This is a genomic window from Gloeocapsopsis sp. IPPAS B-1203, assembly GCF_002749975.1.
Taxonomy (GTDB): Bacteria; Cyanobacteriota; Cyanobacteriia; order Cyanobacteriales; family Chroococcidiopsidaceae; genus Gloeocapsopsis.
In genome coordinates this window covers 43,354-58,197 of the sequence record NZ_PEIG01000018.1, presented here as the reverse complement: position 1 = coordinate 58,197, position 14,844 = coordinate 43,354, and the positions used below count along the sequence as shown (strand labels likewise).

Sequence of the window (14,844 nt, the reverse complement as noted above, 5' to 3'; positions counted from 1 at the left end):
ACGCGATGCAATCGCTGCTACGCTTCTTTAAAGTGTTAGCTAATGAAAGTCGATTGAAGATGCTGGGAATTTTAGCGAGTCGGGAATGCAGTGTTGAAGAATTAGCAACACTATTGCAATTAAAAGAACCAACGGTATCGCATCATCTCAATAAACTTAAAGAATTGAATTTGGTAAAGATGCATCCTGAAGGAAATACCCACTTGTATCAGCTAGACGGTGAAGCATTGCAAGGGAAGTGAAAGAGTGGTAGTTTTGAATTTTGAATTTTGTTAGCGTAGCGGTGCGTTAGCACGTTTTGAGTTGAATTCTCGTAATTCAGAACTCAACAATAAGAACTCACAACTCCTCTTGTTTAAGTCCCTGAACTCTGAGAATTATCCACAGGCAAAAGAACATTAAAGGTTGAACCTTCTCCTAAGCGACTTTTGACTGAGATAGAACCACCACAGCGTAACAGAAGTTGCTGCACAATTGTTAAACCTAGCCCTGCACCACTCACATCTTCGCCTGCAGCGGGACGGACGCGATAGAATCGATCGAATATCTTAGGAATTTCGCTGGGTGCAATACCAATACCTGTATCGCGAAATTCAAGTTGGACAAAATCGTTTTGGAGACGCGATCGCACCCAAACTTGACCATTAGTAGGAGTAAACTTGATGCTATTGTGCAACAAGTTAATCACAATTTGTTTCAACCAAGCATTAACACAAGAAACTGGCGGTAAATCTTCTGGTACAGTGTAAGCCAGCATAATTCCTTTTTCAGTTGCCAACGGTTGATATGTACTAACAACACCAGGAACAATCTCACTCAAGCGCACTGATTCTAATGGCGTTTGCACTGCGCGATCAAGTTGAATTAAGTCTAATAGACCATTAATTAGCGAGTTTTGGCGATCGCATTCTGTACTCAGTACTTGCAAATACCTTTGTTTTTGTGCTGGTTTAAGTTGTGGAGAATTTAGTAAACTGAGTGCCATTTTCATATGTGCTAGAGGTGTTCGGAGTTCTTGACATAATTCACTTAAGAAGTCATCTCTGACAGAAAAACTACTTTGCTTTTTTGTCCGAACAGCTTTATTGAGTGCCTGGTTGCGACGAAATTTAGTCCGACTGCGGATTTGTTCTTGGTAATGAATTTGTTTAGTTAAGATTTGATTTAAAAATGACGGTTCAGGGATAGCTGGTACAACTTCTACTGTTGTTTGTACCTCATCTCCACCGGCAAGTTTGAGATTATTTAGTATCGGTTGAACGATGTGTCCCTCAAACGAATAAAGTGCCACCAACGGAGGTTTTTTGCGGATTGTTGCTGAGGTTAATGGTGCAGTACCTTTACCAAGTGTGTTTTCTTTAGCTTTATTTTGCCGTTGTTTTGGTCCTAGTCGATAAGCAAAAATCAGGCTACAAAAACTTGGAGATGTAACCATAAGAAAATATTCACGACGCAACTGGTTATTAAACTTCAGTTGAAGCGGAATGCTAGGAAATTTATATTTCTCTGCATCTAAGTTACTGCGATCTTGAGGAACAATAATGTAAGTTGTCCGTGGAAGTTGTACTTGGTTGTAGTAACGCTGAATTTCTGCTTGCCAAATTTCTCCTGGCGGTAGCTTAAGCCACAGGGTTGCTGAAATTTGATTGTCAATTAAAGCATCAATAACAGCCCTCACCAGTGAAAGTAAGGTAGCCGGACTAACAGCCAAAAGTTGTGGAGGTTGCTGTAAATTAAGGATAGACTTATAAAGCGAATCCATAGCAATTGGATAAAGGTTAGAAGTAGGTAATGGGTAATGGGTAATGGGTAATGGGTAATGGGTAATGGGTAATGGGTAACAGTAGATATTCTGCCAATGACCAATGACCAGTTACCAATTACCAACCTTAAGTTCTTTTTGTTCGTCTTTCACTTAAAGCAAATCTTGCTTGTTCGCGATCGTCAAAGTGAATTTTTTCAGTTCCTAGAATTTGATAGTCTTCGTGACCTTTACCTGCAATTAAAACACCATCTCCTGGTTGGGCTTGCAGAATTGCTGTACGAATTGCACTGGCGCGATCGCAAATAACCTGAGGATGTACTGTTTCAGGAATTCCGGCTAAAACATCTTGCAAAATGCGTTCGGGTTCTTCAGTACGCGGGTTATCGGAAGTCACAACGGCAATATCTGCAAGTTGCGCTGCAATAGCTCCCATTTTCGGACGCTTGGTGCGATCGCGATCGCCTCCACAACCAAACACACAAATCATTTTGCCAGGAATAAACGGTCGTGATGCTTTGAGTAAATTTTCTAAGCTATCGGGTGTGTGCGCATAATCAACAATTACACTAATATCTTGCTCAGAATCAATCTGCACTCGTTCCATCCGTCCTGGAACTTCGGTAAATTTTGGTAAAACTTGCGCAATCAAGCCTAAATCTACACCGAGATGTAATGCCGCAGCAACAGCCGCCAACATATTTGAGAGATTGTACTCGCCAACTAAGGGCGAACGAAAGGCAATATTTCCTTTGGGTGTATGCAGCGTTCCACTGACACCTGTTGGTTCATATTTCAAATCGCTTGTCCAAAAATCAGCCTCTTCCCCATTGTGGACACTGTAGCGCCATAGTTGTTGATGAGAAACTTGCGCTATGAGTCTTTGCCCATAAGGATCGTCTGCGTTAATAATTGCACGTCCTTGGAGATAGTCGGGGCTAAATAACAGTGCTTTGGCAGCAAAATAATCTTCCATATCCTTGTGAAAATCAAGGTGGTCTTGCGTTAAGTTTGTAAACACCCCAACTTCAAAAGGACAACCCTTCACTCTTCCTTGTGCCAAAGCATGAGAACTCACTTCCATGACTCCCCACTGACAACCAGCATCGCGGGCTGCGGCTAATTGTTGCTGAAGTTCTACTGCAAATGGTGTTGTGTGTGTTGCAGTCTGCTCATAACCTTGCCATCGCGTGTAGAGAGTTCCCATTAAGGCGGCGGAAAACTGTGCTTGTGCGAGAAAATATTCAATCAAATGTGTTGTTGTCGTTTTGCCATTCGTACCCGTGACACCCACAAGTTTTAGCTGTTTTGCTGGGTAGCCATAGAAAGCTGCTGCGGCTTGGGCACACGCTTGAATCATATCAGTTGCAGCAAGGATGCAAGCATCGCTTGTGACTGGTTTTGCTATATCTGCAGAAATTAAAGCTGCGATCGCACCGGAAGCGATCGCACTTTCCCAAAATTCACCACCATCGACTCGTGTCCCTGGCATCCCAATAAATAAATCTCCAGGTTGACAAGCATGGGAATTCGTTTTTAATCCAGTGACTTCCCTATCCATTGCTGGATGCTGGGGAACTTCTTTAAGACTTGCAATCTTTATTAACAATTCACGCAATTTCATGACATCATACTCCTCACAACAAAAACCTAAATGAGCGTCAATATACTTAGGACATTCACAGAGGCTCAGAATCGTTACTCCAATTACAGATAAGGCATTGTCTTGCCCTTGTTTTAACCCTGACCTCTGACTCCTACTGTGAATACACATCTCTTACTCTGAACCATGAGTTTTGAGATATTTCTGTAACAATTGCTCCAACTGTGACACTGTAGCGCGAGGAGAAGGACGAGGAAGTTGCTCTTCTCTACCATTATTGTCTCTACAGATGACTGGTACTTCGTACTGATACGCTTGAAACCAATCTGCACGAGTTGTAATGTCCCGCACTTCTAAATCAAAACTGAACGAGTGAATTTGTGCCAATTTTTCTTGCAATGCCTCACATAAATGGCAACCTGGCTTACTGTATAAGATTAATCGCATTTTAGAAATACCACTTCATAAAAAATCAAAGCTGAGCGCAAACAACTAAAAAGCTTTCACCGACACCAAATTTAGATATTCTGGATGTAAGAGAAATAACAAAATAATCGACATGAGCTTTTCCATTGAATCTCGCATCCAAATTGATAATTTTGATTTAGAGCAACTTAACCAGAGATTTGATACTGCTCATCCCAGAGAGATTTTAGCTTGGTGCGTTGAGCATATTTTAGAAGGACTGGTGCAAACGAGTGCTTTTAATGTTGATGATATGATAATCACTGATATTTTCTACCGCGACCTTGAACGACCAGTTCCAGTGATTTTCCTCGACACATTGCATCATTTTCCGCAATCGTTAGAATTAGTTGCCAAAGCCAAAGAGATTTACAACCTTGACTTGAGAATCTACAAAACTCCTGAGGTAGAGACGCGGGAAGCTTTTGCCGCTAAATATGGTGCAGACTTATGGGATAAAGATATTGAGAAATTTCACCACCTCACAAAAATTGAACCATTGCAGCGTGGTTTAGATGATCTGAACGCGGTTGCGTGGATTACAGGACGGCGTCGCGATCAAGCCGTTACCCGTGCCTATATGCCAGTATTTGAAATAGATGCTCAACAGCGTCTTAAAGTCAATCCTTTAGCAAGTTGGACTCGTAAAGATTCCTGGAATTATGTCTTCCAACATGGTGTGATCTACAACCCACTCCACGATCAAGGTTATCCCAGTATTGGCGATGAACCAATTACTACCCCCGTCGCTGAAGGCGAAGATGAACGTGCCGGACGCTGGCGCGGTACAGGTAAAACCGAATGCGGAATTCATATTTAACAGCGATTAGCACTTAGCTTTTAGCGATTAGCGCTGAGCGTCTGAAGAGAGGTCAGGGGACGCGCTTCGCAGACCTTCGGTTCAGAGATCGGGGTTTAGGGAGATGGGAAGACTGGGAAACTGGGGGAAATACTATGTAAGTTAAGTTATCTAACACTAGTTCTCTCCACGTTCAAAAATCCTACTTCTTCAACTCAAAACGTGCTAACGCACCGCTACACTAACAAAACTCAAAACTCAAAACTCATGCTCAAAATCCTCCATTTATCCGATATCCACATGGGAAGTAGCTTTTCCCACGGACGTATTGACCCTCAAACTGGAACAAATACACGACTGGAGGATTTTGTCAAGACACTTTCGCGCTGCATTGACCGTGCTTTATCTGAGCCTGTTGACCTTGTTGTATTTGGTGGTGATGCTTTTCCTGATGCAACGCCGCCACCATTTGTGCAAGAAAAATTTGCAAGTCAGTTTCGCCGCTTAGTAGACGCGCAAGTTCCTACAGTATTGTTAGTTGGCAATCACGATCAGCATTCACAAGGACAAGGTGGGGCAAGTTTGTGTATTTATCGGACTTTGGGAGTACCAGGATTTGTTGTCGGCGATCGCCTAACGACACACCATATCCAAACCCATAATGGTCCAATTCAAATTATCTCGCTACCTTGGCTAACTCGTTCTACACTGCTGACACGCCCTGAAACCGAAGGAATGTCTTTAGCTGAAGTTAATCAATTACTCATTGATCGTCTGCGAGTTGCCCTCGAAGGCGAAATCCGCAGCCTGAACCCAGAAGTCCCAACTGTATTACTAGGGCACTTGATGGTTGATAATGCTTCTTACGGTGCAGAACGCTTTTTAGCAGTTGGCAAAGGCTTCACTGTACCTCTATCATTACTTACGCGTCCCTGTTTTGATTATGTTGCCTTGGGGCACGTCCACCGCCACCAAAATCTGAATAAATCAAATGATCCGCCGATTATTTATCCAGGAAGTATTGAACGGGTAGATTTTAGCGAGGAAAAAGAAGACAAAGGCTATGTGATGGTGGAACTCGAACGCGGTAAGGTGCAATGGGAATTTTGTCCTTTACCAGTGCGCACATTTTGCACAATTGAAGTTGATGTATCAAATGTGGCTGATCCGCAAGAGAAAATATTAAAGGCGATCGCAAAAAAAAATATTGATGATGCTGTTATACGCCTTATTTATAAGCTGCGTTCTGACCAATTAGATCAAATAGATACAGCATTGTTGCATCGTATTTTAAGCACAGCACATACTTATACAATTCAACCCGAACTTATTAGCCAACTTGCACGCCCACGCATACCCGAACTAGGTGCAAGTAGTAGTATTGACCCTATGGAAGCCTTAAAAACTTATCTAAATAACAGAGAAGATCTCAAAGATATCTCAGCCTCAATGTTAGAGGCTGCACAAAAATTGATGTCAGCTGAAACTGAATGGTCAGACTTTGATCTGGATACACTTGAGCCAAATCACGCTTCGGGAGAACAGCTTGAAGGACAACTACGTTTACTTTAGTTGTCGTTGACTCGTAGCAACGATTAATTCTAGTTAATTACTATAAAAGATAAAAGTCTTATTTCAGTGTACGAAGGTACACTTGGCTTGGGTAGCCCCGAAGGGAGTCGGAGGGCATCTGCGATTAGGCTTTACAGCTTTTCCGTACAATCACGGATGTTTTACTAATGTGCAGCTTTTATAAGTAGAGTAGTAGAAAGTATTTATATCAAATTATAAAGGACATAGCAAATAAGTTCAAATTCGACTTCAGTATAAACTCGTATTTATTCATCTTTTTTTGAAATCATATGCAAATAAATATTTAAGAATTAATGTATTCTCTAACAAAGATTACTGAATACTTATAATAAATTAATTGCTAGATTGAGATATCATAATTTGCTTAGGCTTATTAATTTCAAAAAATTAGAAATTAAATTGTATGAGGTGGTTGGAGTTACGTCAATATCTGAAAATTGCCAATAATGATATTTATAAAAGCGAGGGTATCGGACTACACAAGTTGCTAATTGTGCCATTTGTGCTGCAAATTTTTGTTGCTGTAGCAATAGTAGGATATATTTCGCTACGTAATGGACAACAAGCCGTCAACGAACTTGCAGATCAATTAATGGATAAAGTTGACAAACTCGTAGATCAACACCTTGATAGCTACTTAGCTACACCACATCAAATCAACCAGTTAAATGTTGATGCAGTTCAACTAGGAATATTAGATGTATATCGCTTTGAAGATACAGGACATTACTTTTGGAAACAAATGCAAGTATTCGATGTTAGCTACATTGGCTATGCATTAACAACAGGTGAACTTGTAGCATCTGGGCGATATTTAGATGGTGAGGGAATTACAATTGACGAACTTTCAGTAAATACTCAACGAAAAGCACTTACTTACGCTACTGATAGTCAAGGAAACCGGACTAAAGTTTTAAGAGTTTACGACAATTACGAACCTTTAGCAGAAGCTTGGTACGCCGACGCAATCAAAGCAGGAAAACCAATATGGACTCCGGTATATACCTGGGAAGATCCTGCAGAGCATCTTTTAATCACTGCAAGTCGTCCACTTTATGATAAGAATAATCGATTACTTGGTGTCATTGGTGCAGATTTTCTGCTAACTAAAATTAGTAAATTCTTAGCCAGTATAGATATTAGCCCTTCCGGAAAAATTTTCATCATCGAACGTAATGGTTTATTAATTGCCAGTTCAAGTCAAGAAAAACCACTGACTGTTTTCCAAGGTAAAGCACAAAGAATAAATGTTTTGCAAAGCCAAGATGCATTGATGCAAGTAATTGCTAAGTATATCTACGATGAATTTGGTGGTTTTGCCAAAATTAAGCACAGTCAAAAGCTCAACATTCAATGTCACCATCAACGTCATTTTGTTCATGTGTCTCCTTGGTATGACAATCTTGGGCTGGATTGGTTAGTGGTTATTGTTGTCCCTGAATCTGACTTCATGGCACAGATCAATACAAATACTCGGATGACTATTGTTCTGTGTTTATTAGCTTTATTCGTTGCCATAATTGTGGGAACGCTAACTTCGCAATGGATTATGCGACCGATTCAAAAACTAAGCACAGCCTCTAAAGCGATCGCAAATGGTAACTTAGACCAAAATGTAAAAATTGAAGGAGTTAAAGAACTTGATGTTTTATCACAGTCATTTAATCGCATGGCATTGCAGATTAAAGAATCTTTAGAACAACTAGAAATAAGAGTTGAACAACGTACTGCAGAACTTAAGACAGCAAAACAAGCAGCTGAGGCAGCTAGCCAAGCTAAAGGTGAGTTTTTAGCTAAAATGAGTCATGAATTGCGAACGCCACTAAATGCAATTCTTGGTTTTACAAAATTGATGCATCAAGACACATCAATCACCACTGAACAGAAAGAAAATTTGAGAATTATTGGCCGTAGTGGAGAGCATTTACTCACACTTATTAACGATGTTCTCGATATGTCTAAAATTGAGGCAGGTCGCAGTGTACTGAACAAGAAAAAATTCGATCTTTACACATTACTTAATAGCATTGAAGAAATGTTTCAGTTTAAAGCTCAATCGAAAGGTTTGCAGCTAAAAGTTGAGCATACTGCAGAAGTTCCTCGATTTGTTTACTCTGATGAAGTTAAACTAAGGCAAATTTTAATTAATCTTTTAAGTAATGCAATTAAATTTACACAGGAAGGTTATGTAACTATACGCGTACAAGCATTAAAAGAAATATCCAAAGGTTCTCCGGCATTCAAAACAGTGTACTTTGAGGTTAAAGATACAGGGCTAGGAATTGCGCCACATGAACTAGCAATTTTATTTGAACCTTTTGTTCAAACCGAAACCGGACGCAAATCTGAACAAGGAACAGGGCTAGGTTTAGCGATCGCCCAAAATTTTGTCCAACTCATGGGAGGAGAACTTACAGTCAATAGTCAGTTAGGAAAAGGCAGTAGCTTTCAGTTTAATATTCGCTTAGAACTAGCAGACTATGCTGCATCGCAACAATCAATAATTCGGCGGGTGATTGGCTTAGCACCAGGACAGCCAACGTATCGTATTTTAGTTGCTGACGATCATTTAGCACATCGCCGCATACTCAAGCAAATGTTGACTAATGTGGGATTCGAGGTGCGTGAAGCCGAAAACGGTCTTGATGCGATCGCAATCAGCCAAAGTTGGGAGCCGCACTTGATCTGGATGGATATCCGCATGCCAATTGTTTCAGGCTATGAAGCAATTAAACAAATCAAATCGCATCCTACTCGTCAAGTCACAATTATTGCTTTAACTGCTAGTACTTTAGAAGAAGATACGATCTTAGCCGCAGGTGGCGACGATATTCTGCGTAAGCCTGTGCGAGAACACGCAATCTGGCAAAAACTCACACAACATCTCGGCGTGCGCTATCGCTACCAAATTACCCAACGACTGGCTAACCGAAAAGAAGCACCACAACGCAATGTATTAAAAACTGACAGCTTAAACGTGATGTCTCCTGGCTGGATCGCCGAATTACATCATGCAGCAGCTAAACTTGACGCCGAAGCATTATTACAGTTGATCGGTCAAATTCCCAGCGAACATGATTTTCTAGCACAAGTGTTGCAACAGAAAGTAAAAAACTTTGATTTTGACCAGCTTATTGACTTAGCTCAATCCTCGTCATCATTATGAATAACCATCAATTTAGTACCGATTCACGCACAATTTTAATCGTTGACGATGTTCCAGAAAATCTTTTGGTTTTATCCAAAACCTTGTCTGGAGAAGGATATCAAGTTCGTTGTGCAAAAAACGGTGCCATGGCATTGATGGGAGCTAAAACTGCACCACCCGATCTCATTTTACTTGATGTCAAAATGCCTGATTTGGATGGTTACGAAGTGTGTCGTCAGCTGAAAGCATCGCTATTAACACGTAACATTCCAGTCATTTTTTTAAGTGCTTCAGACGATCTTGTTGGTAAAGTGAAAGCTTTTGAGGTTGGTGGTGTCGATTACATCATGAAACCATTTGAAATTGCTGAAGTTTTATCTCGTGTTAAAAGTCAATTGGCTCTCCAAGCCGCTAAAGCAGAAATTTCACAGTTAAATGCTCAATTAGAAGAACGAATTCAAGAACGTACTGCCCAATTAGAAGCAACTAATCGCCAATTAAGAAGAGAAATTGCAGAACGCAAGCTAGCACAAAAATCGTTGCAAGTAAGCGAAGAACGCTTGGAAAGTATTCTCAATTCCCTTGAAGATGTTGTTTGGTCGTTTGCTCCAGAAACTGGAAAGTTAATTTATCTTAACCCAGCAGTACAAAAGGTTTATGGTCGCCCACCTGCAGAATTTTTAGATTGCCCAGAGTTATATCAAGAAGTGATTCATCCTGACGATCGCGCTAGATATCAAAAATCACGCCAAATGCTCATCGAACATGGCAGCGTGGAAATTGAATACAGAATTTTGCGTCCTGATGGCGAAGTTCGCTGGTTGAGCGATCGCACTTATGTTATTTACGATCAAGAAGGCAACCCCGCGCGCATTGATGGCATTATTTACGACATTACGCAACGTAAACGCGCCGAGGAACAACTCATCTATGACGCGCTGCATGATGCTCTTACGGGTTTACCTAACCGTACTTTATTTATGGAACGTCTTGAAAGTGCTTTAAGTCGAGCCAAGCGTCATAAAGATTATTTATTTGCTGTTTTATTTATCGATTTAGACCGTTTTAAAATTGTCAATGATAGTCTAGGTCATGCGATCGGCGATCAATTACTTTGTGCGATCGCATATCTTTTAGAACAAAGTATCCGTTCCACAGACACAATTGCGCGTTTCGGTGGTGATGAATTCACTATTTTACTCGACGGTATTAAAGATATTACTGATGCAATTAAAATTGCTGAGCGACTTCAAGCTCAACTTGTATCACCTTTGACACTCGAAAACCACACCATCTTTTGTAGTGCCAGTATCGGAATTGTCCTCAATTCTCCCAACTGTACGCAAGCCCAAAATTTGCTACGAGATGCTGATATTGCCATGTATCAAGCCAAAGAACAAGGCAAGGCACGGTATGCAATTTTTGACCAGGCAATGTATCAACAAACTCTAGAACTTTTACAGCTAGAAAGCGATCTGCGCCAAGCACTCGAACGCCAGGAATTTTGCCTACACTACCAACCAATTGTTTCTTTAGCAACAGGTAAACTCAAGGGCTTTGAAGCTTTAATCCGCTGGCGACATCCCCAACGAGGTTTGATTTCTCCTACAGAATTTATTCCCGTTGCGGAAGATATTGGCTTAATTGTGCCTATCGGTGAATGGGTATTACGAGCCGCCTGTCACCAATTACGCGCTTGGCAAGTACAATTTCCGCATTTGATGCCCCTTAAAATGAGCGTAAATATTGCTGGCAAACAAATTAGAGAACCAAATTTTCTTGAGCAAATTGAGCAAATTTTAGCAGAAACTGGCTTAGACGGTAGTTATTTGCAACTAGAAATGACTGAAAGTACACTGATTGAATATGCTCAAGAAACAATTCATGCACTATTAGAAATTAGATCAAAACGAATTCAGTTAAGCATTGATGATTTTGGTCAAGGTTACTCATCTTTAAGCTATCTACATCGTTTTCCCATAAATATCTTAAAAATAGATCGCTCTTTTGTAAGTGGTATGCACTCAAATGCCGAAAACTATGAAATTATTCGGACAATTACTACCTTAGCTCATACCTTAGGAATGGATGTAGTTGCAGAAGGCGCAGAAACAACCGAGCAACTTGCAATATTACGCACGTTAGGCTGTGAATTTGGTCAAGGTTATCTTTTCTCTAGACCTTTAAATTGTGCTTCTGCTACAGCCTTAATGTCTGCTAATCCTCAATGGTTAGATTTTACTGAGCTAAATCAGCCTTTCTAAGTAGCTGCTTTAATCATTATTATAATGGCTTTGATTTAGGCAATCTTTAATCATATCATCTCCGGTTAAATAACCTGAATATTGGTATCGTTACGCTGTTATTAGTGACTAGTGACTAGTAACTTTTACTGACCATTTTTGTTATCACTAATCAACTAGATTTAATATATTTTAGGAGAATCCCCCTTTCACTCTTTCTTCCGTGTATCTGCGTCTAGAGTGTTAGCCTACGGCATGCCCTTCGGGTTCGCAGTCGCTTCAAGTCGGCACCGCCCAACGCGCTGCTCACTGCTGCGCGTCTACGTTAAAAAAATATTTCAAACTACAGCAACTAAGAGTTAAAATATTTGGCTAGTTGCGCATTGGGTAAGCGTGTTAGAGCATTCTACTCCAGAATTATCTCATCGTCCACAACGCCTGCCGAGTCAGCGTTGGCATATTTATTCAGCAGCAGAATTCGCACAAAAGCTAGCTGAAGTTGCTCAAACATCGCCCATTATAGGTCAATTATTAATTAATCGCGGAGTTGAGACACTAGAACAAGCACAAGCATTTTTAGAGCCAGAATCTCAAGTTCTGCCTTCACCAGTGGAGGAATTTCCTGACCTAGCATTGAGTGTTGAGTTGCTAAACACTGCGATCGCACATGACAAAAAAATTGCAATTTGCGGCGACTACGACGCCGATGGGATGACAAGTACCGCATTATTACTGCGATCACTAAGATGGTTGGGTGCAAACGTTGATTATGCAATTCCTAGCCGGATGCACGAGGGCTATGGCATAAATCAGCGCATTGTTGAAGAATTTAAGCGTGAAGGCGTCGAGTTAATTCTCACCGTCGATAATGGCATTTCTGCAATTGACGCGATCGCTAAAGCTAGAGAACTAGAGTTAACAGTCATCATCACCGACCACCACGACATCCCGCAACAACTACCGCCAGCTAACGCTATTCTTAACCCCAAACTCATCCCAGAATCTTCTCCTTATCGCGGACTTGCAGGAGTCGGAGTAGCTTATATTTTGGCTGTTTCGCTAGCACAAAAATTAGGGCAAATTGCAGGATTAGTTAAACCTTTGCTTGAACTATTTACTTTAGGGACAATTGCAGATCTTGCCCCGCTAACAGGCGTGAATCGTCGTTGGGTAAAGCGAGGATTGCGATTGCTTCCTCAATCTCAACTAGCAGGAGTACAAGCTTTAATTCAAGTTGCGGGCGTACAAAGTAACACTAATAGCACAAGCGTCAATGCTAAATCTCTCAAGCCTGATGATATCGGTTTTCGGCTAGGTCCAAGAATTAATGCAGTAGGACGCATTGCCGATCCGCAAATTGTCATCGATCTACTGACAACAGACGATATGGGAACTGCACTAGAACGTGCCATGCAGTGCGAACAAATTAACCAGCATCGTCAACAACTATGCGAACAAATTGAACAAGAAGCGATCGCCTACATTGAACAAAACCAAATCGATTTACTGCAAGAACGTGTTTTAGTCGTTGTGCAAGCCGATTGGCATCATGGTGTCATTGGGATAGTTGCATCGCGGTTAGTCGAACGCTACGGTGTTCCTGTCTTTATTGGTACGTATGAAGATGAACATCATATTCGTGGTTCGGCACGGGGAATTCCCGAATTTCATGTTTTTGCTGCTTTAGACTTTTGTCAGGACTTGTTAGGTAAATTTGGCGGACACAAAGCTGCTGGGGGTTTTTCTTTACCTGCGGAGAACTTAACTGCACTGCGATCGCGCTTGCGGGAATTTGCCCATCAATGCTTGCAAATTGAACACCTCAAGCCACTCATCAAAATTGATGCACAAGTACACTTAAGTCAGATTGATCGTCAACTCTACAAACAATTAGACGCGCTTCATCCTTGCGGTATTGATAATCCTAATCCGCTATTTTGGAGTGCAAATGTTGAGGTGATCGAACAGCGGATCGTCGGTAAGGGACATATCAAGCTAAAGTTAGCACAAAACGAAAATACACAACGGTTTCAAATAAGTGCGATCGCCTGGAGAAAGGCGCGTGATTATTTTCCCCTACCACCACGAATTGATATTGCCTACTGCTTGCGCGAAAATACCTGGAACGGTAACACAACAATTGAACTAGAATTAGTTGGCGTGCGCTTGCCGACACAACCCGCTAAAAGAGAATCGCAACCTGTAAAAGAAGTTGCGGCTTCAGGCGAGGTGTCCTCGCTTGAGCATCGCCGCAACTTTGCAGAATTTTATTATAATCAACGCCGTTATATCTGTGGCATATTTGCTAGTAGTTCAACGGCTGAACTGCGAATTAAAAACGATCAGGGTCAAATATTGGCGATCATTCAAGGAGATTCTACAGGGTTTTTAGGCACTAAACGAGAAAATGCTCAACAAGTTGATATCACGCGATCGCATTTTCATCAGTTAGTCATCGCAGCGTATACTGCTTTAAATCAGTTACCTAAGTGAATTATTCTGTTGTTAGGTGACTTAGGTTATTAGTGTTGCGTAAGTTCCCTCTCAAGCAACGTCCATATGGCATTTGAATTCGACCATCTTTTTATTTGTACTGATGTCGGGGCTGATGAGGCGGATCGTTTAGCATCGTTCGGTTTGATTGAAGGCTCGTCTAACACCCATGCTGGGCAAGGTACAGCCAATCGCCGTTTTTTCTTCCACAACGCCATGTTGGAACTGTTATGGATTCACAATCCTGAAGAAGCCAAATCTGAGCCAATTGCTCCCACTCGCCTTTGGGAACGGTGGCGCGATCGCAACAATGGTGCTTGTCCGTTTGGTTTCTGTCTGCGTTGCACGGATTCGGGCGATACGGTTGCTTTTTCTAGTTGGGGATATCGTCCACCTTATCTACCTGAAACGATGAGTATCATGGTAGGAACAAATAGCGACGTGTTGACTGAACCAATGCTTTTTCAGATTCCATTTGGTCAACGTCCAGATCATTATCCTGCTGAAAACTCACAACCTCTCAACGATTCTGTAGGGTTACACGAAATAACTCGTGTAGAATTAGTGAGTCCTGCTGCGAATAGCCTTTCGCCAGAGATGCAAGCAGTGATTAACACGGATCAACTCAAAGTTCGTTTAGGAACAGAGTATTTTGTAGAACTTGGTTTTGATGACGAACAGCAAGGAAAACAGGTGGATTTTCGACCTGAATTACCGCTTGCCATCAGTTGGTAATAA

General features: G+C 41.3%; 9 protein-coding genes and 1 pseudogene. 7 read left to right on the top strand and 3 right to left on the bottom strand.

Annotated features, from left to right (window positions below; all coding sequences use genetic code 11):
- Positions 1 to 5 precede the first annotated feature (5 nt).
- Positions 6 to 233: pseudogene (locus CSQ79_RS23650) on the top strand (ArsR/SmtB family transcription factor); the annotation flags it as partial.
- Between the two features lie 122 nt (positions 234 to 355).
- Here CSQ79_RS23650 and CSQ79_RS23645 read toward each other — a convergent pair.
- The 3 genes from CSQ79_RS23645 to CSQ79_RS23630 all read right to left on the bottom strand — a co-directional run bounded on the left by CSQ79_RS23645 (position 356) and on the right by CSQ79_RS23630 (position 3,812).
- Complete coding sequence (locus tag CSQ79_RS23645) at positions 356 to 1,762, bottom strand: DICT sensory domain-containing protein (RefSeq protein WP_099703569.1); 1,407 nt, start codon at positions 1,760 to 1,762, stop codon at positions 356 to 358.
- A gap of 127 nt (positions 1,763 to 1,889) precedes the next feature.
- The gene (locus CSQ79_RS23635) at positions 1,890 to 3,386 is read right to left on the bottom strand and encodes a UDP-N-acetylmuramoyl-L-alanyl-D-glutamate--2,6-diaminopimelate ligase (RefSeq protein ID WP_099703567.1); all 1,497 of its coding nucleotides are present in this window, start codon (positions 3,384 to 3,386) and stop codon (positions 1,890 to 1,892) included.
- A gap of 153 nt (positions 3,387 to 3,539) precedes the next feature.
- On the bottom strand, positions 3,540 to 3,812 hold the full coding sequence (locus tag CSQ79_RS23630; RefSeq protein WP_099703566.1) for a glutaredoxin family protein: 273 nt from the start codon (positions 3,810 to 3,812) through the stop codon (positions 3,540 to 3,542).
- 112 nt (positions 3,813 to 3,924) lie between these two features.
- Between CSQ79_RS23630 and cysH the strand changes: the two genes are divergently transcribed.
- From cysH to CSQ79_RS23600, 6 genes are all read left to right on the top strand, one after another.
- Positions 3,925 to 4,650 (top strand): phosphoadenosine phosphosulfate reductase, encoded by a 726-nt coding sequence (gene cysH, locus CSQ79_RS23625; protein ID WP_099703565.1) that lies wholly within the window; start codon positions 3,925 to 3,927, stop codon positions 4,648 to 4,650.
- A gap of 246 nt (positions 4,651 to 4,896) precedes the next feature.
- Complete coding sequence (gene sbcD, locus CSQ79_RS23620; RefSeq protein WP_099703564.1) at positions 4,897 to 6,201, top strand: exonuclease subunit SbcD; 1,305 nt, start codon at positions 4,897 to 4,899, stop codon at positions 6,199 to 6,201.
- Between the two features lie 424 nt (positions 6,202 to 6,625).
- Complete coding sequence (locus CSQ79_RS23615; protein WP_099703563.1) at positions 6,626 to 9,388, top strand: ATP-binding protein; 2,763 nt, start codon at positions 6,626 to 6,628, stop codon at positions 9,386 to 9,388.
- A complete protein-coding gene (locus tag CSQ79_RS23610; protein ID WP_099703562.1) occupies positions 9,385 to 11,634 on the top strand; it encodes a two-component system response regulator in 2,250 nt (749 codons plus the stop codon). The genes CSQ79_RS23615 and CSQ79_RS23610 overlap by 4 nt, the downstream gene beginning before the upstream one ends.
- A gap of 372 nt (positions 11,635 to 12,006) precedes the next feature.
- Entirely contained in the window at positions 12,007 to 14,106 is a 2,100-nt protein-coding gene (gene recJ / locus CSQ79_RS23605; RefSeq protein ID WP_099703561.1) for a single-stranded-DNA-specific exonuclease RecJ, read from the top strand.
- 66 nt (positions 14,107 to 14,172) lie between these two features.
- The gene (locus CSQ79_RS23600) at positions 14,173 to 14,841 is read left to right on the top strand and encodes a VOC family protein (RefSeq protein ID WP_099703560.1); all 669 of its coding nucleotides are present in this window, start codon (positions 14,173 to 14,175) and stop codon (positions 14,839 to 14,841) included.
- The last annotated feature ends 3 nt before the right edge of the window (positions 14,842 to 14,844 follow it).